Below are 23,936 nucleotides of genomic sequence, written 5' to 3'. Positions count from 1 at the left end.
ATCCGTGGATGCAAGGTCGACTATCGAACTGGCCACGACATCATCCCGCCCGCTTGGTGAATGAAACATAAGCGACGCGTCGACCGACTCAGACTACATGAAACCTGTAATTAAGATTACTAGCGCGATCGCCATAGCTGCCGCCTCAATAACGACAATCACAATATGGGGCATAATCCAGAACAAGCAAGCCGACTGGTGGGCAGCCTGGGGACAATGGGTCGGCGGACTGGGTTCGATAGCAGCCGCCGTCGTGGCAGTATTGATTGCCGTGGTCAGCTGGGAGAAATCAGACAACGCCGCCAAGGAGCAACGAATCTACTCCAGCGCCCTGCAAGAGCAGGAACAGGTGGCAAAATTTGGAATTTGGGTCCAACATGGCGGCCCGGACGGACTAGTGCTAAGAGGGTGTCTCATTTGGCGAGTTTCTTGTAGCAGGTGATAGCGGCACCGAGGGTGAGGAAGGCCAGGAAGTGGCTGGGTTTGCGTTCGTAGCGCACGGTCAGGCGCCGGTATCCGGTCAACCAGGCGATCGTCCGTTCGATGACCCACCGGTGCTTGCCGAGCTTGTCGCCGGATTCGATGCCTTTGCGGGCGATGGGGGGGGGATGATCCCGCGCCGTCGGAGCCATCCGCGCAGCGCGGGAATGTCGTAGGCCTTGTCCGCGTGCAGCTTGACCGGCTTCCGGCGCCGGGGTCCACGTCGGGACCGGATCGCCGGCAGCGCGTTGACCAAGGGCTTGAGCGCGTGGCTGTCGTGGGTGTTGGCCGCGGAGACACCGACGATCAAGGGCAGGCCGGCCCGGTCGGACAGAGCGTGGATCTTCGAACCGGGTTTGCCGCGGTCGACCGGGCTCGGGCCGGTCAGTCCGCCCCCCTTTTTGCCCTGACGGATGCTCCGTCCAGGACTGCACGCGACCAGTCGATCATGCCCTTGCCGCCCAGTTCGTCCAGCACCGCCTGGTGCAGCTGCCGCCACAGCCCGGCCTCGGTCCACTCGGTGAACCGGCGATGCGCTGTCGGTACGGTGACCTCGAAGCTGGGCGGCAGATGACGCCAGGCGCATCCGCTGGTCAGCACAAACACGATCGCGGTGAACACCGCCCGATCATCCACTCGTGACATTCCACCACCTTGTGGACGCGTCTTGCCCGGTGGAATGAGCGGCTCGACCAGCGCCCACAACTCGTCGGGCACCAGTCGCCGCGACAACTCGTCCATCACGCCATGATCTTGCCCGCACCTCGACTAAGATCCAAGTGAGACACGCTCTAAGTGTTGCGCTTAGCAACAGCAGCGCCCAGCCAGTTTATGGCGTCGTGGCTACAATCACCATTGACGACGGACGCGTGGGCCGATGGTTCGCAATGGGCAATATTGGGCCAACCGCACGAGTGGTCATCTTCAAGCCGGCAAGCGAGTGGATCACCTCGCAGATCAACTCCATGCTCGATGAGGAGTTCGGGGACTTTCGCAAGAGTCCACCAGGAACAGAAGTCTCAAATTCAATTTTTATTCGCAGCAACAGATTGGTAGAGAGTGTTCAGGTGCACACCGTCTTACGAGACGCCAACGGTGTTATTTGGACACGCACGCCCGATGGTCGAATTGTCAAGGGCGTCGAACCGCTTTTACCCCCTCCAGAACAATAAGAAAGTCGCGCCGCAGCGAACGGTTGCTTCAAGGAGAACGTCGAGCGCGCCGGTCGCGGCTGCTGGCGCGCCAAAGAGGACGGCCCTGGGCACTGGTCAGCTACATCGCCGCACCTGCGATTCGGCAGGGAACTCAGGACCCTCCGCGCCGAGCATCACGGCCAGCCCCTCGGGGCTCGAGGCGAACTTGGCCTCCCTCCCACTTGAGCATGCAGACGTCGCGGCTACCCGGACTCTGTTGATCAGCCAGTTCGGCGACGGTCCCCCATGGACAACATGCTCAAGGCATACCAGAGAGCACCGACATCGCGGGAAGTGACTACGCCTCAGCCGGCTGCCAAGGTTCGTGTCCCTAGGGACACGAACCCGGTGTCCGAGGGGGGACTTGAACCCCCACACGTGGGATATCTCCCGTTTTCGGCGAGATCATGTACGGATTGTAGCTCAGAGTCATTGCGGCTCGTTGCCCTGCCGTCCTCGTATGACAGGCTGACCGCAGACATCGACCGCCAAACGACAAGATCTTTTAGCGCAACAGCTACACCCTCTCCCCCGGAACATCCCTGGCTGAAGTGCAGCCGGCGCACCGCCCCGCCCCGGCCACAAAGACATCGCCGTCGCCGTTCGACGTCGACGAGATCAACGCCCGGACTCGAGCGCCACGATCACGGAGTAAGGCCAGCCCGGCACCATCATGTGCTGATCCTTCCCGCGGCCGTAGGTGTGACACAAGATCCGCTGCGGGCAGGTGTGGGCTTCGGGACGCAGCCAGCAGGTCACGTCCACCGCCAGGACCAGCCGGCCGTCCGCGGCGCGAGGCAGCGAGACCCTGCTCAAAGCGGTGCGTAACCGATCGATGTCGACGCGTCCGCGCGCCAGCGCGGCATAGCCGCTGCCGTGGCCACGACGGTGCTCACCGGCCAGCGACAACTCTGCGACCGACCGCACCGGGCCGTCCGCGCACAACACCGCCTCGGTCAGCTCGAACAACGCATCCGCCCGCCGGGTCAGGCATCGGTGGAACTCTTGCCGGAGCGCGGAGAGCTCCCCGGCCGCGCCGGCGTCACCGGCGTGATGCACACTGATCAATTGAAGCCCTTGGTTCGATCTTCCGTCTGTCGCAAGAAGGAATGATCGACCAGGGGCTTCACTCATGATCGGCAGGGTCTCCGTCGACCACTCAGACGTTAAAACTCAAGCTAGTCGCCGTTGTGACTGCCCGCATCGTGGTCGCGAACATCCGGCCGATGAACCAGTCGACGATCTCGTCCGCCGAGATGGCGATGACCACGCCGGACGCACCGGTCGTGCTGATCTTCTCCGCCAGGTCTTCCTGCAGGGCCAGCACACTCTGGTCCTGCAGGTCGATCTGGACCATCCGCGGCGACATCACCGCCAGCCGCACATCCTCAAGTCCTAAGACGATTCCTTGCCTAACGCAGTGTATATAGCAAGAGTTACCGGATTGCCCGAAGAACGGGGCCCGCAAAGAGAACTGATCACGTCACCCATAACCGAAACTGCTATTTCATAATCATAAGGAGAAACAGACATCATCCGATGCGCGTCAGGCCAAGCGATCACTACTTTTGACTCAGCTAATGCGACCAACCCCTCCCATAACGAGTCACTCAGCGCTTCCCAGCTTCGCGACGAAACAAGAGGCGGATCGAGTGGAAGAGTTTTCTGAACAGCGGAAAAAAAAGCTTCACGATCAGCGTTAAATCCAGTCTCCAGGAGGTACACACGGTAGCCGCCGCTTCGAAACTCCCGATAAAGAGCGCGCACCTCTTTTTCCGGAAGAGCGATTATGCCCGGGGAAATCTCCACAATTATCACCTAATCCTTACGAAGGCAGGATCGCCACTATCACCATAGTGCGTCCACGTGTAGTACGTTGCACCAGTGTCCGAGTTTCGGACGACCCGCAGCGGGCCAGCACCCCTAACACCAGACGGAGGCGACACGCGATACTCTCGATATGGTGAAGCATCTCCTTGAGCGCCCGGCAGGTCGCCATCTCGGTTCCTAAACTGAATGCCCCACCTTCTTGCCGTTGCACCGCCCGGAACAGTGCCAGCATCGATATTCGCCAATGTATCGCCAAGTGCCGACTCTTCCACAACTGGAAGCTTTCCGGTAACCCACGGCACGCTCGGACCACAGTTGTGCACCAAAACTGGAGCATCACCAGCGAATACGTAGTACGTATGGACAGTGTTTACGGTGAGGTTGTAGGTACGGTTATCGGCAATAAAGAGATGTACCGCTCGGACAGCGACCCGACCTCCGCCCGGAGTAGTCAGTTGGTCGTCAATCTTGAGGTCGCTGGCGTCGGTCCAGGCGTGAGTTGTCGAGTTCCAGAAGGGGTGATGCGCCGTCGTGACGACAGTCCGCGGCCCGTCCGGCGTGCCGACCTCGACATCGACGAAGTCATGATCTTCGTCAGTGACGTGCAACGCGGTCACGACATGATGCTCAGTGAAGGTGTCATCGGGTTCGGCGTTCCGGACTTCGTCACCGACTTTGACCTCGGCGATCGGCTTTCGGGTCCCGTCAGCCATCAGCACCGGCGTGTCACTAGTAAAGCTGTTCATACAGGAGGCCGCCGCACCCTCGCCGCGAGCTGCTCCGGCCGCGATCTTCGCCGCTGTGGCCGCGCCGCCGAGATCTGCCAAAGCATTGATCCCGACTCCACCAGCAACGGCGCCGCCGGCCGAAACCGAACCTTCGAGGGCTGCGATAAACCCCCCAGCGACCTCACCACCCACTCGGAACACGGCACCCCATGGGATAAGCAGCGCGACCACCTCGGCCGTCTCTTCGAGACTCGGCGGTGAATGATCACAAGCCCGAACGTCCGGATTCTCGAAACAGAACGCCGCCTCGAACTGGTCAAAGTCCGGTGGTCGCTGCTCCGGCGGCTGCAACGACCAGTTGGCAAACTTGGTCTCCCAGATCCCGCGCCGCACCTTCGGCGACACCAGATGCGTGTCCTTACCAACCCACGCCGGATAAGCGGGCGCCTTGATACTCGCGATGATCCAGTTACGCCCAACCGCAGCGTTGTACCTGTTGGCCCGATCCTTACCTGCCGGGCTCATCGAGCTGATCGCAGCAGAGCCGATGTAGGCGGGGCGGCCGTCGATCTGCAACACCATGCCCGTGGGATCACTGAACGAGACCGGGCTGTTATTGCCGTAGCTGTAGGCGTTCAACGCCTGCGGATTGCTCGTGTCGAGCACCGGGTCCGCGGTCATGAACCGCCCGGTCAGCGGGTCGTAGTCGCGGGCACCGATGTGCGTCACGCCCGTCGTGTTCTGGTACCCGCCCAGGAAGCCGTGCTTGTCCGGCCAGGTCGACGGCGGGGTGCCGCGGGTGGTGCCGTACGGGTCCTGCCAGCGCTTGCTCACCGTAAGATTGGCCGCGTCAACCGTGGCATACGACGTTCCGTGATGATCAGCCAGCTTCCAGCTCACACCGCCCGAGCGTGTACGGGTAGCGATGACCTGGCCGTTGTAACCGTAGAACCGGGTCCCGGAGGCGAAGATCCCACCTGTAGGGACGAACAGTTCGATGTCACCGATCGACAGCGTCGTACCCGATGGATCCTTGGTGATGAGCAGGTTGCCGTCGGCGTCGTAGAGGTAGCTGCTCGTGCCGCCGTTGGCTTCCTTCGCGGTCGCGACGTGACCCTCGGCGTCGTAGGTGAAGGTCTGCGCGGAGCCGGTCGGGCCGCGCGTCTCCGTGCTGCCGGTGTCGGTGTAGCCGTAGTTGGTCTGCGTCGTCCCGTTCGGACCGTTCGTTGTGGCGGCCTGGACGGCGTGCGGCCGCGGTTGTCCGGCTTCCGGATAGGTCGAACTGGTGGTGATGGCTCCGGCAGTAGTGTGCTGGACCTGGGTCTTGCGGTTGCCTGTGTCGTCGAAGGTCCAGGACGTCCAGTACGGAGCCGCGCCATCGATGCCCGCCGTGGTGGGTGGGGTGGCGCAGTCACCGGAGGAGGGGGTCCAGGCCTCGGTCAGCCGCTGCAGGTAGTCCTGACGGAAGCACTGGGTGTCCGCCAGCAGACCCGGCGGGGTGTCGGCGATCTTCGTGATGTTGCCGACCGGGTTGTAGGTGTAGACGCGGTTGGCGATCCAGAAGTCGGAGGACGTCGAGCGCTGGGCCTGGACCGTAGCGAGCCGGTTGGTGCCGTTCTCGTAGGTATTGCTGACTGATACCTGGTAGGGGCTGGCGGCATCGTTGAAGTCGGTGCGCAAAACCTGCCCGAACGGGTTGTAGCTGGTGTTGGACACCATCTGCGACCCGGTGCTGGAGGTCAGGGCTTTCACCGCACCTCGGCCGTAATAGTCGAAGGACAGCTGCTCGAGCGGCAACCCTCCCGCGCCAGGACTGCTGACCTGCCTGACTGCACCGGAATTCGGGTCGTAGGTGGTACCGAAGCTGTAACTACCGGAGATACCCTGGTCGCCGGCCGGGATGGTGACCTTGCTGCCGGTGGAACGGCCGGCGGTGTCGTAGCCGGTGGTTTCCTTGGTGTATGCCTTGGTACCGATGTAGCGGGTGGAGCTTGTCGGCTGCCCGGGAAGCAGGGTGTCGTACGTCCAGTCGGCGAGCTTGGCGCCGATGACGGCGGCCCCGTCGTACTCGGCGGTCTTGCGGCCGAGGTTGTCGTAGGTGTAGCTGATGAGCCGCTTGCGGGCGTCGGTGGTGGTCAGCAGGCGGTCGCCGACGTCGTAGGTGAACGTCGTCGTGGCGGTGTCCGGGTCCTTCGCCGAGATCTTCCGGCCCTTCAGGTCGTACTCGAAGGACCAGACGTTCTTGCCGGTGGTGTCGGTGACCGTGGCCTGCTGGCCGCTGCGGGTGTAGGTGTAGGTCGTGGTGTCGGCCGGAGATCCAGTGGTGTACTTCGCCGGATCCTTGTACTGCAGGAGCTGAGTGGCCTGACCGAGACCGTTCGTGATCGTGGTCGTCGCGGTGCCGCCGCCCGGCGGGATCGTGGTGGTGCGGTCGCCGTCCGGGATCGTCGTGGTGCGCCACTGTTCGACGTCGTTCTGGCGGTACGCGCTGGCTCGCGCGGCGCCGGCGCTGTCGAAGGTGGTCAGGGTGGTGTTCGGGACCGAGGCGTCGTTGGTGACGTAGAGCGTCGCCGAGGGCCCTGAGGTGCTGTTCCAGTAGGGGTTGTGAGTTTTGTACGCCCGGCCTTGAGAGTCGAAGTAGGTGTCGGTGATGATCCGGCCGGCCCCGTCGTCGGTGCGAGGTGCCTGGGTCTGGATGGTACGGCCGAGACCGTCGTAGAGCGTGTAGGAGGTGGCGTACTGGCCGCTGGCGAGCAGCGTCTGCGCTGCGACGTTGCTGACCCCGCCACTGTTTCTCACGCTGTAGGTGAAAATGGCGTCCGCCGGCGCGTTCTGTGCCTTGCTGTGGCCGGGTTTCCAGACGGAGATGATCCGGCCGAGCGCGTCCTGGGTCGCGTCGGTACGCAGGCCGCTGCCGTCCTTGCCGGCGATCGAGATGCCGGAGACCGGGTCGAGGTACTTGGTGGAGGTGAACTTGGGCGCGTTGGGAGCCGCGGTGACCGGCGGGGAGGTGGTGTCGACCTGGGTGAGCGGGCCACCTGACGACGGCGTGTAGGCGGTCGTGGTGGTCAGGCCCAGTGCGTCGGTCGAGCTCGTCGCGCGGCCGTACTTGTCGTACACCGTGGTCGTGGCCGGCTTGGTCAGCTTCTCGGCACCGCCGGCGGGCCAGTCTTCGAGGGTGTCGACCTGGGTGACGTTGCCGCTCGTGGGCGCGGCACCGAACGCCTGCGTGTCGTAGTAGCTGCGGTTGTCGCTGATGATGTTGCCCGGCCCGGGCGGGTTCGTCGTACCGTCGCAGATACCCGAGACCTTCTGCGCTTGGCTCGGGAAGCTCACCAGCCACGCAGTGGTGTTCTCCAGGTACTGCGTCAGGGTACAGCTGGTCTGCTTCGGGTCGCTGATGTCCCCTTCGGTCTGGACGCTGGCGGCGAGACCGTACTTCCCGTAGACGGTGTGGGTGCGGGAGGTCCGCCAGGACTTGCTGGTGTCGAGCCAGGTACGGGTGCGGCTGGTGTCGGTGTCGACGTAGGCCGATGTCCGGCCGTAGGCGTCGGTGCCGGTGGCGCCGGACACCCACGGCTCGTTCAGCGTCCCGCCGATGACGGCGCCGTCGCGGTAGGTGACGGTCTCTCGCACGAAGCCGGCGACCTCCTTGCGGTCGACGATCGACTCGTGCCAGTTGTCACTGGTCACCGTCGCGCCCTCCATGCCGCGGAGGTAGTACGTCTCGGTGACCACCGGAGGACCGGACGGGTCACCTGCCGCCGGTCCGAGACCGACGGTGGTCTTCACGTCGCCGTAGCCGCGCCACTGCGACCAGGTGCGGTACTTCGGGTCGGTGAACGGGTCGTCGTCGTAGTGCCAGGCCGCACCGCCGAGATAGCCGTAACTGGTGACCGTGTGCTGTTCCTGGCCCGTGGTCTTCGCGTCTTCCTCGACCAGTTTGACCTGGAACTTGTTGAAGTAGTCCAGGACAGGATCGTTGGCGCCCGGCGGGGTCCAGTAGACCGGGTAACAGGAAAGCCTGTTGTCTTTCAGGCTGTTCGGATCGGGCATCTTGACACCGGTCACGCACTCGGGATCGGCATAGGTGACGGAGGTGAGCCCGCCCTGGGGGTTGGTGATGGCGTCGATACGTTCCCGAGTCAGCGCTGTGTACTGGGTGTTGGCGTTGACCCGGTTGGCCATCGCCTTCGCGTGGAACGTCGTCGGCGGCAACGTCACCGAGCTGCCGACGGTGTTCGGGCTCGCGATCTTCCCGGTCTCGGTGATCGAGTCCAGCCACAGCGCCGTCTTTTCCCCGTCTTTGGTAGGCGGAAAGGACTGACCGAGCGCCCACTCCCGGACCGGCTTCCAGCCGGTGCCACCGTCGCTCACCTGAGTCGTGATCTTGGTGTAGCGCTTGCGGGAGAAGAAACTCGGTGAACCGTAGGTGCAGACGGCGCCCTGAGCACAGATCGTCTCCGACGGCACATCAGGCCAGGACGTCGCGGTTCCGGAGTTCAGCTGTCCCGGATCACAGGTGATCGTCCCACTCGGGAAGCACCGCTCGGCGGTGTCGAACAGGATCTGAGCCGGCGCGTGGCTGAACGTGTCGGCGACCTTGGTGTTGAAGCCGTACTCGACCTTCTGCAGGTAACCGCCACGGGTGTAGGAGGTGCCGGGGTTGTTGGCCGTGGAGGCGTTGCGGTTGAGGCCGTAGTAGTTGGTTTCGGGCTGGTAGTAGTAGGAGATGGCGTTGCCGCGGGGGTCGACGACGTAGTCGAGGTTCCACCGCCAGGCGCGGTTGCACCAGGACGCGGCGTAGGTCGTGGCGTTGCACGGCTCGTCGGTGTTGTTGCCGAACACCGGAACGGTCCAGGTCGACTGGGTTTCCGCCTTGCCGGATGCCCAGCCGGGCAGGTGGTTCAGGCCGAAGAAGTACTGCACACCGTCGGGCGTGGTGACCTTCCAGTACTCGCCGAACTTGTCGCCGTTGGCGCCGCCGGTGAGGCGTTCGACGCGGGTGCCGTCGTCGTCCTTCGGGTGCCACTTACCCGTGGCCTTGTCGAGGATGAGGTCGCCGTTGGCGCCGGAGAAGGAGATGGTGGCGTTGTCGTTGTACCAGCACAGGTCGCCGGTCTTGGTCTGATTGTTATTGCCGCCCAGGTCCTGGCCACAGCCCTTGTAGCGGCGTTCGATGAAGCCGCTGCCCGACAGGTTCCAGCCGTCACCGATACCCGAAGCCTGGTTGTTGGTGGCCGAGGTGAGGCCGTCCACCGCGCTCGAGGAGTAGTTCAGGCTCACTGCCGGGCCGGTGCCGCCGACGGCCGAGGGTGTGCTGATCGGGTACGAGTAGGAGAAGTCCGCTGAAGAAGTACCTGCGGTCCAGGCACCGGCAGGCTTGAGGTCCGTGGCGGTGAAGTCGCCGCCACCGCTTTTGGTGTCGGATTGCGCGGCGACCAGCATCGACGTCGTCGCCGGCGCGGCAGCCTTCTGCCGGTCGACGGCCGGTGCTCCCGGCAGGGTGACGTCGGCGGTGACGTGCTGGGTCTTGGTGTTGTTGTCGGACTTCAGCGGGGTGCCGACGTGGCACTCGGGCTTGTCGGGCGTGGTCAGCAGGCAGGACGGGTACTGCACTAGGTGCAGGCGGCCGCCGAAGTCGCCGCCGTAAGCGTCACCGAACGAGCGGTAGTCGACGTCGATCGTCACCGGGCCGCTGGTGTCGCCGCCAACAGGCTCGGCCTTGACGAGCACACCCTTGATCCCGGCCTTGGCCGCCGTGACTTGGTCCAGGGTGCTGATGCGGACCTTGCCCGCAGCGTGCCGGGCATCGGCCTTGCCTGCTTGCGCCTGGGAGCGCGCCACGGCCACCGACTGTCCAGCGAGCACCTTCGCCGCGGCGTCGGTCGGCAGGTCGACCTCGGCGGTCGCCGCAGCCGGCCACGTCACCGGGGCCGGGCTGAACCGGCCCTCCGACGAGGCTGACGGGGTGCGGAGACCGCCATCGACGCCCTTGATCGATTGCGTTTGCTGCAACGGCGGACGATCCCAACCCAGCCCATGCCAGCCACCGGCCCCTGCCGCCTCGGCGACGGACTGCCCTGAGCTGAACAGCACGACAGCGATACCGAACGCGAGGAACCGCCTGCTGCGATCCATCCGGAAAAGTCCACCTCTGCCAGTCATTGCTGACCTATCCCCTGCTGAAAGGCGGCGCGATGCGCCGAAACCGAACGTGAGCTAGTGAGTGATGCCGAAGAGCTTGCCGGGGTCATCGAGGCCCCTGTCCCGCTGAACACCAGCCGAATCCCGCAGTCCCGCATAGACACGCACCCCGGCCAGGCCGCCGTACCAGGTGTCGCTGCGCTGTCCCGTCCACACGCCGTGGCCGAGGACGAGACCGCCGCTGGAGTCCCGAGCCACGACCCCGCCGCCGTCGGGTGTGTTGACGTAGAAGTTCTGCTTCGCTCCGTTGACGTAGAGCGCCATGAAGCCGGTGGCGACGTCGTAGTTGGCGACCAGGTGCGTCCAGGTGTTGTCCACGGCGTCGGCATCACTCAGCACGATCCGGCTGTCGTTGCCGGTCGCGGACGGCGACAGCAGGAAGCTCCACTTGGCGTGCTGCTTGCCCGATGTGTCGGCCCACGGCCGGTAGCCGAGCAGCAGTGGCGAGAACTGGGTGTCGGTGGTGCTGACGACGGCGCGAGGCGACGGATCGACCGGACCGTTGACGGACGCGTCCGACGTGGTCCAGGTGTGTTTGACCCAGGCCTCGACCGTGAACGACTTGTCGGTCCGCAAGGTGGCGGGCTTGGTGGTCGCGACTTCGCCGCCGTTGACGGTGAACTGTGCCGCGCACGCCAGCGGACTACTCCCGGTGTCGGTCTCCATACCCAGTGAGACGCCACCTGAGGGCGTACCTTCGCTCTGCCCGATCGAGTCGTAGTAGCCGGACGGCTGCATCGCAGCGATCTGGTCGTCGGTGAGAACGCGATCCCACACCCGGGCCTGGTCGAGGATCCCCTTGAAGAAGTTCTGGCCGCCCCGCTCGGCCCCGAGGAACAGACCGCCGTTCGCTGTCCACGCCTGCGCCACCGGCGAGTCGGCTTGGTGCCGTCCGTTGACGAACAGGCTCAGCCGCATCACCGACTGGTCGAACGTGCCGGTGAGCAACGTCCAGGTACTCGTCTGCGGGGTGGTCGTGCCGACCGCCCAACTGGTCGTGGCCCCGGCGCTGTCAGACGGAGTCATGCCGAAGGCCCACCGGTTCAAGCCCTTGTCGTAGCGCAGCACGAACGCTGAGGTGTTCGCGCCGGCCTGGGCGAGCACGCTGTAGTTCGCGTTCAGGTCAGCGGGATTGACCCACGCGGACACGGTGAACGAGGAGGCGGTGTCGATCACGGGCCATGTCGTGGTGCCGTAGCCGGTGGTCCCGTCCAGTTGAAGACCGCCGCCGCTGCGCCCGGGCACCCACGTGTGGCCACCAGCCAGGGTGAAGTCGTTGCCGTGCTGGGTGCCGTCCTTGGCCAGGTCGCCGCTGGTCTCCCCCAGCGACCAGGCGGCCTGCAACGACGGCACCCGCGAGGTCGCCGAGGTGATCTCGGGGCCGCAGCCTTCGGCCAGGCCGTACGCGGCCAGCGGCGCCGACGTATTCGCCAAGTCGTGTGCCTCCGCCGAGGACAACGTTCGTTGCCAGGCTTGGACGTCGTCGATCGAGCCACGGAGGTAGTCGGCGCGGGCGCCGGCGTTCTTCCCGGCTCCAATGACGAGGGCCCCTGTCGCGGCCCACGGGTGCACCACGGCCGTCTGCTGTTTCGCGCCGTCGACGTACAACGTGGCCACGTTGGTGGACGCGTCGTAGGCCGCGACGAGATGCGTCCAGACACCTACCTTGGGCGGGCTGCTCGACAGGACCTTGACCTCACTGGGTGCCGCCTGGTCAGCTGCGGTCACGCGAAGGGCCCAGGCGTTGCTGTCCTTGTTGTATTGCAGCACGAACGGACTTGCCTGGGTGCCGACCTGCGCGATGACGGTCTGCGAACGGGTCGTGTCGGTCAGCTTCGCCCACGCGGCTACGGTGAAGGACTTCGACGGGTCGAGGACACGATCCGCGGTCTGGGCGTAGCCGCTGGTGCCGTCGAGGCCGATTGCGCCTTTGACGCCTTCGCTGTAGCCGCTGGTGTCGGGGTGGGTCCAGCTGTTGCCGTGGTTGTAGCCCGGCTGCCGGGTCGCGCCACCGGACAACGTCGCCGGGTGCGCGGCGAGTCCCGTGTTGCCCGGCGTGCTGGCCGCAGTGTCGGCGAGGGATGTTCCCGACGGCTCGTCCGCGCTCCACGCGGCGACCAGGTTCTTGCTCGGGGTAAGCGGCTGGACGTGGTAGGAGCAGGACGGGCCGTCCAGCGCGGGGTTGGAGTTCGGGATGACCAGGCAGATCGCGTTCGGGCTGGGCATCCCGGCCTTGTTGACCGACTTGACCTTGATCAGGTTCTGATTGCCGTTGACCGCGATCGTCTTCAAGCTCGCGGTGGCGACCATCTTGCCGTTGGCGTCGGTGCCCTGCACCGCCGGCGTGACGGGTGAGCCCTGAGGTTGCGGCTCGGAACCGTCGGTGGTGTAGATGAAGTGGTCGACGTCGTAGAGGCCGTCGGTGGCCATGTAAGTCCACACACTGAAGTCGGCCGCGTCACCCTGCACCTTCGGGTCCGTCGACGACGCCATCGCGACGTTCGGCGACAACGGAACCTTGCTGTCCACAGTGAACTCACAGTTGCCGACCCAGTTCGACCAGAGCTCACCGTCGTAAGCCTGCATCGACCAGTTGTAGATCCCGTCCTCGTTGATCCACCCCGCCGGGACCGCGGCCAGCTGCGCGGTCGCCTGCTGATTCGGGCCCGCCGTCCCCACCGGAACGAGGTTCGCTCCGTTGTCGTGGGTGTAGACGTTGTGACCGAGCGCGCCGTACGCGACCGCGAACTTGCCGTAGACGGTGCCGCCGTCCGGATCGGAAACCCGGCCCGCGATCTGCGGGGTCTTCGTGTACACCCACGGCCGATTCGGACCCGAGGTGCACGGCAACTGACCGTTCTGCATCGACAAGCTCGCCGGCGGGTTCGGGTAGGAGTCGTAGTTCACCTGGAAGTACGGGTTCAGGTCGAACCGCCGCCAGGCCGCTATCCCGTCGCCTTCGTTGGCGGCCGCGAGCGCGAACCACGTGTTCTGCCAGTAGTTCGCGGCCGCGTCCCTCGCCGCCCGAGTGGCGTCGAACTGCCCCGCCACACCCGCAGCGTCGTGACAGTTCGCGACGTTCATCGTCGACACCTGATACACCCAGCCCGGCTGCGCACCCCACGTCGTGTTCGGATCCGCCGGGTTCGACAGCCACAACCCGGTCGCCTTCGGCGAACAGCTGTAGCTGTGCTGGATCGTGGTGTTGAGCGAAGCACTGTGCACCACCGTCCCACCCAGCCGAGCACTGTTCATCTGAATGTAGGACCGCGACGTCCCCGCACTGTCGTAGTTCTGGTAGCCGGCCTTGAGGTTCGACAAGTCCCCGGTCGACGCGTTCCAGTTGTGCGCACCCGGAAAGCCGGACTGGACCACCACATGTGACTGGATGCCGCACGAGTCGCACCAGCTGTCCGGGTCCAGCGACACCGGGTACCGGGTCGCCGGGTCACTCAGGAACGCCTGGTCCGGGGTGATCGTCACCGTGCTCGGCGTGAGAGCGACGTCCATCATCGCCTCACGCCGGCCACCGCCCTCACCGAGCTGCTGCTCGGCCTGCGAACCATCACCGGTGGAGTCCCACATCCGCGACGCGTCACCGGAGAAGACGACCTGCCCGGACGTGTCCTTGACCTCCAGCCCGTCGGTCGGGCCGGCCTGGGCCGGAGTGCCACGGCCTTCGCCTTCGGCGACCGAGACGGTGGTGTTGCGGGTGTGGAGCCCGAACGGGATCTCCCGCAGCTTCGGGTTCTTCGCCGCCTCCGGCGTCTTGATGACCAGATTCTCCGTGAAGCCCTCAGCGACCGCCTTCACGGTCAGATCCACGCCAGGCAGTACTTCGGCGTAGACGGCCGTGTCGCCGTTCAGCGCCGGTGACGGCAGGTCAACGGTCCACTTCAGGCCGACTTCCTTGTTGTCCTGACCCGCCTGCACGATGGGCTGCGACGCCGAACCAGCACCGCCGGGGTTGAGCTTGACGTCGACGGTGATCGCTTTCGGCCCGACCGAGCCGTCCGCCCGGTGCACCAGGGTCGTGTCGACCGGTGCCCACGTCGCGCCCTGCTTCACCCGGACCGGGTGGACGTACTGCGTCATCGTCCACGAGCCATCCGGGTTGGCCAGCGTCTGCGACGTCTCGGTGGTCTCCGAAGACACCTCGACCTGCTTGTCACCCTCACGCGCATAAGACGCGGCCGTGACCTCGTCCGGAGCCACATTCGGGACTACCACAGGTGTTTCGGCGTGAACGGGTGTGACCGTCACCACGGTTCCGACACCGATAGCAGCGCAGAGCAAAAGAGCGCGCCAACGCGCACCAGAAAAACACACGAGATCCCCCTCGTCAAAAGCAACCAGCACAGAGCTGGGCCCCCGACGAACCCGCGACCACGATGCCAAACCTGGCGAAGATCCGAAATAGGCCGTTCAGGGCAGTCGCAACCGGAGGTCGAATCGACGAGTTACAGAACGATCTCAGCAAGAAGGTGCAAATAAGACATACGTGATCAACTTGCCGAAGCGTGTCGCCGTCAATTGGCTCACGAGAGGACCGTCCCGACCCTCTCAATCCACGCGCGATCACCTGCGCCGTCGCCACCGAAAGATCCAGTCCACAGTCGCGATCCCCGCCGGACAGCCGTCCGATCAGCCAGCATGTCCATGCAGGTCACCACGTGAGTCGAAGGTCTACACCACACGATCCAAATCCCGGCGCAGCTGCCACGACAGCTCACGACATGACCACGCACACGAAACCCCTCGGCAGCGTAGACGTGAAGTTCACAGTCACGACGCCATGTATGCAAATGCCTAACAACAAATCGGCGAGAGACTTGTCAACCCGCCGGAAGATCACCCTCTCGGGTGATCAAGACGACGCTCATACTCAACGGGTTGCCTCGACCATCGCGGAATGCCCGCGTAGTCCTGAGCCGATCAGGCGAACGCCCCACAGCTGCAGACATACAGTGACCCGGGGTTCCGTAACACCACACGTCGTCACGGCGATGCCCGCCAGGACCAAAGGAGCCACTCGCCATGACGAAGAACGACACCCAGCGGCCGCAGACCGCGGCGGGGGCGCCCCACCGAAACCGCGCCATGCGATACGCAGCTATCGCAGCAGCCGTCCTCGTCGTCGCCGTCAGCACCATCCTGCTCGTCACCCGTCCCAACGACCCGCCACCGGCTGATTACCATGTCGCCGTTACCGGCAACATCAGCGCAACCTGGGTCTCCGACAACAGCGACGGCACGCTCGACCTCACCAACGGCGGCAACTCCGAGAAGATCCGAGCCGGCTCGCTCACACTCACCGTCCAGTCGACCCTGCCGAGCGGCGCCAGCTGCACCATCGTCGACTCGAACGCCAACATCATCGACACCAAGGACGCAATACCGACCCGCGGCGCCAGCGGCAAAGACGCCTTGACCACGGTCACCTGCAGCACCACGAAGTCCTGATCGGCAACCTCACCCTCCAGCGAACTCTGGCCAAACGACGATCGTCCGCGCTTCACGGCAGGTTCATCGTCCACCCACCCGTCGAACGACGTTGAGAAATGGTCGACTCAAGCCGATCAAGAACTAGCCGGATCCCGAGATCACATTTCGCGACCCGTTGATTAATGCCGCGTCCGACTACGCCGAGGTATAACAGTTCACCCATCGCTCTTTGCATATTCGACAAGACAGCGACGACGGACCGGTTGCGGAAATACCACAACGACGCGGAGTGTCGCTGCATAGGACGTTATACAGAAGTCGGCAGGTCCTGACTGCGCTGATCGGATGAACGACTCGAAGGCCGCCGTCATGACCGGGCGGCCGCGACATCCGTCCATCGTGACCCCACCCCACTCACCCCCGCCTCAAGCGGCCGACCCCGCCGCCGGCACGACCGACCTGCTCGCACAGTGGATGACCACGGGCAAATCCACTCGCACCTCTCCCCCAACGCAAGTCAGCAACGGGTTGCGGTTCGTCTTCTACGGCCGCACCTCGACCGTCCGTCATCAAGACCGCGTGTCGTCACAGGGCTGGCAGCGCGACATGGCCGACAACCTCATCACCGGTCACGGCCAGATCGTCGCCACCTACTTCGACGCCGACACCTCACGCCGCGTCCCATGGGCACAGCGACAGTACGGCCCGGCCCCCTCGACAGATTCAACTGCGGCAGCCTTCTGCACCATTCCCGCCAAAGGCATTGAGCCACTGCTGCGCTCGCTGCGACGTGAGAGCGCCGACAACCTCCGGGGTTGCCATCTCGAAGACGAACTCGGTCAACTCGTCTTCGAAGCCCTGCTCGCGGCCGACATCGTCACGCACCTCGAGCGCTTCCGCCCAACGCTGTGCCTCCTCAGCGGTCAGCGCGCCGGACAGGTAGCCCCGAAGCACGCGTGTTGCGTCAGCACGAGTCAGGTTGACCAGTTCGACGTCGCTGTCCCACTTGTACCCAGCGAGAACGGCGACCGCATCTCGGACGGGCCTCCGGCATTGCACCAGGTCGCGGAGCGCGTCCACTCGCTGTTCCTCGGGCGAGGCGTGCTCGTTCATCTCGGCATCTTGTCCTTGATGTGGGCAATGGAGCCATCGAGCAGTCTAGTTGTTTTCGTGTACCCGACCGTCGAGCCGCACTCGGCGACCACCTTCGTGTAGGTGGCCGACGAGCCGGGCACCCGGCCGGGAACTCGACTTTCGAACTGGATCGCCCCGTCTTCGAGCTGGGTGATCTTCGTGGTCTCCGCTCCTGCCGGAAGCTTCTTCTCGTAGCGGCCGAGGTTGGCCTGCTGACTCGGCGACAGCTCATGCTGTCCGACCGGCTTCCCGCCGCCGCTCGAACCGCTTGTCGCGCCGTCTCCGTCGCCCCCGCGGCCGGTCCTGAACGGCTCTACATGATCCTCACCTGCGGCATTCACCGCCATCTTGGCGAGGCCCTGTGCCCGCCAGGCCAGCGCCGACAGCCATGCCCGCCGCAGAGACGGCGTTGACCGGAACACCCGCGACAGCGCCGACACCGGTCGCGTCGAGCACAATGCCGAATCCTTCTCCGGCCGAGCTGACGATGGTGAGTCCGATGCCCGCTGCGGCCTCGATGAGATCACCGGGATGGTGGAGAATCCGGCTCGGCGTTCAAGACGGCGACGGCCACACCACGCTGGAGTCAGCTCGGACACGAAGCAGCCGCGTCGCAACAGCGCTACGAGGCTCGGGACAGTTCATCGTCTGCGACAACGCCGGATGGCGACTGCAGGAGATCGATTCGGACTGAGCTACGATCGGCCCAGCTTCAAGATCGCGTTTCGCGATCCGTGGGGTAATACTGTGTCCGAGGACGATCTTGCTCACTATCTACACGCCTGCAACTCCCCGCTTGACCTGCAGGTTCCCGCGAGTCGAACCCGAAGCCACCCGCGCCTCACGGGGTGATTGAGTGTCCGAGACGATCTTCCTCGCTAACCGCAACGCTATCCGTGGTTGACCGACGTTGAGCCAGCGCCGCCAGACGATGCTCTGTCATGGTTGGGCAGCTAGTTACAGTCAAGTCACTCTGCGCAACTTAGCAACTATCTTTGTTGCATCCATGCTTGACGCCGCGCAAGCGGCGACACGGCGTCGAACTCTTCGCCGCTGAACTGAAGGACTCACGCGACCAAGGACCTCGGTCCCAACGCCGCCTCCGCTGAAGTCACTTGAGGCGATTCAGCGGTTGGCCCCATTGCCGCCCTCCACGAAGTCCGCTGCACAGCCAAGATCAATGCGCAAGTCGTTCATACTCCGAGCGCAACATCCTTCGAGGAGCTGACCGTGTGAGTGTTGACCAGCTCACGACGCAGTGGTCAGCGACGACCCGGTTCAACCCATGACAAACGCAATGAATCAGAGTTTTTCAATACTCAGTCCCACATACAGAGGTACACAAAGTTGTCAAGTTTACAAAAGCAAATTCATCGACCGCGATGCCACATCATGCGGCGAAAACATCAAGGTGTGCAACATATCGACACAGGACAGTGCACACGGCCTAGCAGCTGGGTGTAAGCTAGAACTTGTCCTGCGCCCGCCGCTGCTCCACTGAGAGAGAACATGCCGAGCAACCCTCCACTAGCCTTTGTAGCGATGCGATTTGAAAAAGACGCATGGAATGACCGGACATACTCCGCAGTGCGCGATGTACTGAAGGAAGCCGGTTATCAGGTTGTACGAGGCGATGAGGTAGAGTCTTCTGGCGCTGTTGTCGATGAAGTACTACGCCTATTAAGCGAAGCTGATTGTGTCGTCATTGACACCACCGGAGACTCCAACAACGTCGCGTACGAGTTGGGGTATTGTCACGGAATCAAACGACATCACAGCTCCTTGATTTTGATTCGACGAAGGGGCGCCCGTCCTGCATTCAATTACTCACACTATCGCCACAACGTATACAATGATCTCAGCCATCTTCGCAGGATGCTCCGCTACCGATTGCGAATTTCTACCCCCTTGACGCTGGATCAGCTCGGATACGCATTGGCGATGGATGTCCCTAATGACGCGATTGGTATCTACGGCGCAGATGTCGCCGATGCCGTCTTAAAGACTCTAAAAACCGTGAATTTTTCCGGCCGATGCGAGTATTACGCAGTCGACCACATCGGGTTGGATCTGTACGTCGTAGGCTTAGGCCTGAAGCCTGGAAACAGTAAAATCAAAATTGACGGCAGGTTTTGGAAACAGTTCACTGAAATATTCAGGACGGAACTTCCGCTGTTCAATGAAAAACTAACCTATCTTCCCAACAATTCAGAGTACGCAGAGATGCGCGCGTTTCGCCAAGAATTCATAGCCGGCGGCGTGGCCGAATTCGAAGATGGCACGCCGACTCGGCTTCTCGACGAAGAAGACACCGACTCAAATTTCGCAGGCTGCATACGCGAACAGCTTGGCCACTTCGAAGAAGACTATACTGATAGTGAATAGTTGTTGGGCGCCCGGATACTAAAACAGCACCTCCGCGACTAGGAGAGATAGATACGCTACCCCGAACAGCAATGGGACACCTTGCTCAACTTTTGTAAGCGGCCAATATCGAGCTTTGTTTTTACCCGACCCCAGCGCGGTCCATTCAGCCCGCCAGTAGGGCGAAGCAGGTAAACGCTCTTCAAGTGCTGCGATCACGCGAAATTTTGCAGACATGAGCTGCCGATATGAGCGCAGAATCCAATACCATGTTGCACACTGCACAAGCAGTAGGACAAGGAGAAGGTAGGCGCCCCAAATCGGATGACCCGGGGTTGAGCCGTTGAAAGACGTTGCAAAGGTGAGAATACCGGTATTTGCTAATAGAAAAAAAGTATTAGTTAGACTGCGTCTAGCGCTAGCTCGATCGGCGTTCTCGGTATATATCTTATATTGCTCAAGTATAGCCTCCTGATACTTCTCCCCACCTTGTTGATAACTCGCCGCATCAACATCAGTGTTCCACAAGCTATTTTTTATATGGGCAAGGTCGACTCGGTCGTGCCGGAAGTAGGCTTGAATTCTACTGCCAAACGTCATACTTCCCATCATCTCCGAAAAACAGAGTGATATCAAGCTCTGCAACCAGGAGACGTAGTTTACTGCTACTTCCAGCTCAAGGCATCGATACACACTGGAAGCGCCCTTGGCAATCCACATTCTCGACTGGAATTCCGAGTTAATTCTGCAAAAGACTTAAGATGAGCTCTATGCAGAGCACTGTTCGTGGAATAATTACAGCAAAGTGCCAACCTAAGGGAGGACACGATCGGCGCGGCGCCAGTATTCCGAATAGTTGATTGCAAGATTGGGCATTGCAACAGACACAGCCGACCCCGGATCATCTTGTCCAAAAATAACTCCGGCAGTCGGCAATACGAATCCAGATTTCAAAGTTGGCAAGACCAAGTGACGATCATGTAGGCGATGACGATCGCTGCGGTTCATAAAACGAACCTCCAGTTTCGAAATCCCTCCTAGCTCGGTCACGATCTCCTGAGCAAAGGAAGAACGGTCTCGATCTCGACTTACTAAAATTCGTAATCGAGCCGAAGTATGCCGGCGTAGGCCGTTCAGAAATTGTCGAGCCAAGTCGAGGCGACTAAGCGCATATCGATCCACCCAGATCGCGTCTTCGACGCCTGCAAGAAGGTCCGCGAACCGTCGCAGTGATGCAGCCCGAGCCCGCGGCCATCCAGGACTTTGCAGCCGGATTTCATCAAGCAGGTTCGACTCAGCCACAAGACTCGCGAGTCGATACTTAGAACCATCTTCAACTGCACCAAGACAGAGGAGAGCTTCCTGACCTAAGACACCAACACCATCAAATTGTCTTGCACCAAGTAGGACCTCAACGGCGTCAACTGGAAGAGCATCAACGATGCGACGGCGATCGGCATTTAGATGCTCGACAGCATTTATTCTACCCTCGCGGACCGTGCGCCCCATAAATCGACGTGCCAACCACGTCGATTCGCCAGCCATCCTCCGCAAGTCATCAAGGTCGACGCCGAGGGTAGTTGCGTCAATTTCTGCAAGCAGCGGCAAGGGCACGGATTCCGTCCGACCCAAAAGTGGACTTCCAGCGAAGTTCAAATCAAGCATGTCACCTGCTCGCGCCACGAGAAGCGCTCCAATATCTCGCGCTTGAGCACTGTCCACAAGAAGTCGATATAGCATCGAATGCAGCGCACCACCTTGTGAGTGCCGAATTGCGTAGCCGTAGTCATCAAAGATCAGCTGAGCGTAACCCTGCTCGTCAACCTTAGCGGACACGTCTTTGTCGATGGCTTCCCTAATTGCTCGCTGTGCAGTTTCGCCGATCGTGCGACCACCTACCGAAACTGCACTCGCTCCTAGTTCACGATCAACAGAAGCGCAGACATTCGTCAGCCCCCAACGAGGCAGCGATCGTACGAGTAAGATTTCTCCCGACAGAACGCGGCCTACAATGTCTTCGATCCATTGCAGCTCACTTGGCAGCCACTCAGTCTTCCGCTGCACGGACAGCTCGCTCGATGGCCCGGATTCGCGGAGTCGTGGTATCGGCTACAACCAGCCCATACGGACCGGCATGAGCGATTCGCCGATGATCTTCTTCATAGAGGAGTCGGCCAAGTTCTCTCTCCTCTGCGTCACGCGACCAGAGCTCACGCAGCAGCCCCGCCTCTTCCGCAAACCACTCATCAAATGATTCGAGAATCTCACCGGCTTGTTGAAAGGGAGATCCCTCTCCTTTTTCCTCCGCCGCGGACTGGACTGACAATAGCGTCATATGCCACGGCACTTCATCACGCGCCCTCTTTTTGGACGCGAGTGAACATGCCTTACGCGTCAGTAACGCATGACCGCCATACTCTGAATAAAGAAAGTCGATGACTTGATGATCACGAACTCTCACACCCATACGACGGCCGAGATCCCGGACCATATCTTGCATCTCTTCACGAGTCAGAGGCGCCAAGAACATTAGTCTCACGAGCTTGTAAAGCAAGTTATCCGCACCCGACCTCAACAGCGGACGCTCAAATAACGCTGGATCAACTCCAGCGCAAATCAACACCATCCCTTCATCGGTACCGACACTCTGAATCATTCCTCGAAGCTGGGTAAGGGCAATCAGCAATTCGTTCGCAGCAGAACCGAGAAATGAGCGATCTGGGTATAGCTGATCAATCTCGTCAATAAACACCTCAAGTCGCGTTCCCGAGGTTTTCGAAAGAGCTTCCAAGTCCCGCAGCCAATGAACTCGCATCAAAGCCAAGGAGACTTTCAATTCTCCAGCCCGATTGAGAGTCCGCAGCCTAGGAAGGTCGCGCTCACCTCCCAACTCCGCTAGACACTCCCATGCCCTCTCCAACATTCGAACGCGAAAGTCGTCCGCATCCGCCAGACCGCTGATGTCGACCCAAACAACCGGGCGGCCAGCACTTCGCCTCCGGCCAGCAATCAAATTTAACAGGGAAGTCTTGCCGGTTTTTCGCAAGCCAAATACACCCACGGACTGTCCGCGATCAATTGCGGACGCAATCTGCTGCAACTCTTGAATGCGACCAAAGAATCCGCCGGGGTCATGAATCGGAGTAGTCATGTCATAGTGATCGACAGTCGTCAGAACTGCAGACATTCTCTGGCGAACGTCTGGAGCTGTGCTGCCAAGCTGACCGAGGGGTAGATCGATCGCAGCAAACTCCCCTCGGCGTCGCCGAAGAAGTCGGTCCACATCCTTGTCAAGGCTTGCGATCATAAAAAGACCATGATCAACGCGCCCGTTAGACGCAATCCTACGTTGAATCAACTCCAGGAGACGCGGCTCAACCTCGACGTACTCGACATAGACAAGTTGGATTTCCAGGTGGGCGTCAAACATCTCAGCGACTTTTGGCGGCAGCGTGATGTTGAGCCACCAGCGGCGACGGTCGACTTGGTCTTGCTCACACCTCCACACACCGCAATCAGATCTAGACAAATAGTCTAGCAGTTCTCTTCCGTGTGCGGTCTTAGAACCAAAGCTAGCCTTATACCTCTCAAGGTCATGCTGGCGAGCAGTGTGCGGGATTGGGTCTCCGCGACCATACCTAGCATCCCCGGTCACTTAACAACACTCCCGATGACAAAACCTAACCTCATCATGCATTGACCATTGGATGGTTCAGAAAGCACAGAGGTGGCAGCTCCAGCCGTCGACCGCTCGTGAGCCAGTCCCTCATGGGAAGATCTTGCAACTCCGGTCACTCGCCATCCTTGCCATGATGCGAACGTGCAGGTACTGACAGTAGTATCGACAACGAGGGCACGAGCTGTTACAGGTTGCCATACTTTGTCGTCAGCACACTGCTGATACACCCGACTGGGCTACGCTACGGCAGACCGGTACGACGAGAAGCTCAACCCCTGTGACCGCGCCTCCACTCTGTTGAGTCGTTCGTGTGGTGGCAACGACCGAGAACTTAACGTTCACTTCGTGGCTGTGGCCGACAACGTTGCCGGCTGTGCTTGCCTGACTGAGTTCACCGCTGACGCCGAGCCCCGGCCCGCTGTCCCAAGCGCCCCGAGCAGGAGGTCCTCACACTGCGGATCGGTTGCGGCACGAAGTTGGCTACCCTGTAGCTCAAGCACTTTTGCCTGGTCGCGGTTGAACGCAGTTGCTCGCGAAGCTGGCTACGCAGAAGCTGCGCAGCGTGCCGACAAGAGCACCACTCGCCGCGACAGCGGCGAGCCAGGGTGGGAACGTCGCCGAGGTGGAGCCAATGCCACTTCACACGCGCTCGGTCCACTCGCCGAAGTCGTCAATATCTTCTTCATGGACAGGCTTTTCCTCGCCTGTAGCCTCATCTCGGCATAGGTAGGTGTCGGCGCTCGCGTCGTAACTCAGCACGGTGAGACGCTCCTGGCCATGCAGAACGATGCGTCCGAGAGGGTTCTGTTCGCTCATGGGTGCAGAGTCGCAACATCGTCAGGTCTCGTTACCTGGTGACTACCGGAAGGTGTTGTG

13 protein-coding genes and 1 pseudogene are annotated in these 23,936 nt (G+C 61.9%); 2 read left to right on the top strand and 12 right to left on the bottom strand.

All coding sequences use genetic code 11. The features are described 5' to 3' along the window. Nucleotides 1-413: 413 nt before the first annotated feature. The 6 genes and pseudogenes from OG570_RS28680 to OG570_RS28650 all read right to left on the bottom strand — a co-directional run bounded on the left by OG570_RS28680 (nt 414) and on the right by OG570_RS28650 (nt 14,593). A pseudogene (locus tag OG570_RS28680) lies at nt 414-1,221 on the bottom strand (IS5 family transposase). A 1,070-nt stretch (nt 1,222-2,291) separates the two neighbouring features. Beyond that, complete coding sequence (locus OG570_RS28670; protein WP_326960190.1) at nt 2,292-2,732, bottom strand: transposase; 441 nt, start codon at nt 2,730-2,732, stop codon at nt 2,292-2,294. Between the two features lie 100 nt (nt 2,733-2,832). Further along, nucleotides 2,833-3,057 (bottom strand): hypothetical protein, encoded by a 225-nt coding sequence (locus OG570_RS28665; protein ID WP_326952262.1) that lies wholly within the window; start codon nt 3,055-3,057, stop codon nt 2,833-2,835. 11 nt (nt 3,058-3,068) lie between these two features. After that, on the bottom strand, nt 3,069-3,482 hold the full coding sequence (locus OG570_RS28660; protein ID WP_326952261.1) for a barstar family protein: 414 nt from the start codon (nt 3,480-3,482) through the stop codon (nt 3,069-3,071). A 5-nt stretch (nt 3,483-3,487) separates the two neighbouring features. Next, a complete protein-coding gene (locus OG570_RS28655) occupies nt 3,488-10,372 on the bottom strand; it encodes an RHS repeat-associated core domain-containing protein (RefSeq protein WP_326952260.1) in 6,885 nt (2,294 codons plus the stop codon). Between the two features lie 81 nt (nt 10,373-10,453). After that, entirely contained in the window at nt 10,454-14,593 is a 4,140-nt protein-coding gene (locus OG570_RS28650; RefSeq protein WP_326952259.1) for a LamG domain-containing protein, read from the bottom strand. An 882-nt stretch (nt 14,594-15,475) separates the two neighbouring features. Between OG570_RS28650 and OG570_RS28645 the strand changes: the two genes are divergently transcribed. Beyond that, nucleotides 15,476-15,901 carry a hypothetical protein gene (locus OG570_RS28645; RefSeq protein WP_326952258.1) on the top strand — a complete coding sequence of 142 codons (426 nt, stop codon included), beginning with the start codon at nt 15,476-15,478 and terminating at the stop codon, nt 15,899-15,901. Between the two features lie 705 nt (nt 15,902-16,606). Here OG570_RS28645 and OG570_RS28640 read toward each other — a convergent pair. Both OG570_RS28640 and OG570_RS28635 read right to left on the bottom strand, forming a co-directional pair. Next, complete coding sequence (locus OG570_RS28640; protein ID WP_326952257.1) at nt 16,607-16,996, bottom strand: hypothetical protein; 390 nt, start codon at nt 16,994-16,996, stop codon at nt 16,607-16,609. After that, entirely contained in the window at nt 16,993-17,457 is a 465-nt protein-coding gene (locus OG570_RS28635; RefSeq protein ID WP_326952256.1) for a hypothetical protein, read from the bottom strand. The genes OG570_RS28640 and OG570_RS28635 overlap by 4 nt, the downstream gene beginning before the upstream one ends. Nucleotides 17,458-18,559: 1,102 nt before the next feature. Here OG570_RS28635 and OG570_RS28630 point away from each other — a divergent pair. Further along, nucleotides 18,560-19,402, top strand: a complete 843-nt coding sequence (locus OG570_RS28630; protein WP_326952255.1) for a hypothetical protein — start codon at nt 18,560-18,562, stop codon at nt 19,400-19,402. Nucleotides 19,403-19,420: 18 nt separating this feature from the next. On the opposite strand, the gene OG570_RS28625 is transcribed toward OG570_RS28630, so the two are convergent. The 4 genes from OG570_RS28625 to OG570_RS28610 all read right to left on the bottom strand — a co-directional run bounded on the left by OG570_RS28625 (nt 19,421) and on the right by OG570_RS28610 (nt 23,876). Beyond that, nucleotides 19,421-19,981 carry a RipA family octameric membrane protein gene (locus tag OG570_RS28625; RefSeq protein WP_326952254.1) on the bottom strand — a complete coding sequence of 187 codons (561 nt, stop codon included), beginning with the start codon at nt 19,979-19,981 and terminating at the stop codon, nt 19,421-19,423. Nucleotides 19,982-20,194: 213 nt separating this feature from the next. Continuing rightward, nucleotides 20,195-21,445, bottom strand: a complete 1,251-nt coding sequence (locus OG570_RS28620) for a hypothetical protein (protein WP_326952253.1) — start codon at nt 21,443-21,445, stop codon at nt 20,195-20,197. Continuing rightward, nucleotides 21,429-22,811 (bottom strand): AAA family ATPase, encoded by a 1,383-nt coding sequence (locus OG570_RS28615; protein WP_326952252.1) that lies wholly within the window; start codon nt 22,809-22,811, stop codon nt 21,429-21,431. The genes OG570_RS28620 and OG570_RS28615 overlap by 17 nt, the downstream gene beginning before the upstream one ends. Nucleotides 22,812-23,699: 888 nt before the next feature. Then, a complete protein-coding gene (locus tag OG570_RS28610; RefSeq protein ID WP_326952251.1) occupies nt 23,700-23,876 on the bottom strand; it encodes a hypothetical protein in 177 nt (58 codons plus the stop codon). Nucleotides 23,877-23,936 lie beyond the last annotated feature (60 nt).

It is taken from the genome of Amycolatopsis sp. NBC_01286, from assembly GCF_035982555.1.
In the GTDB taxonomy this organism is placed as follows: Bacteria; Actinomycetota; Actinomycetes; order Mycobacteriales; family Pseudonocardiaceae; genus Amycolatopsis.
The sequence above is the reverse complement of the archived record's forward strand: the minus strand, read 5'-3'. Positions and strand labels throughout refer to the sequence as shown.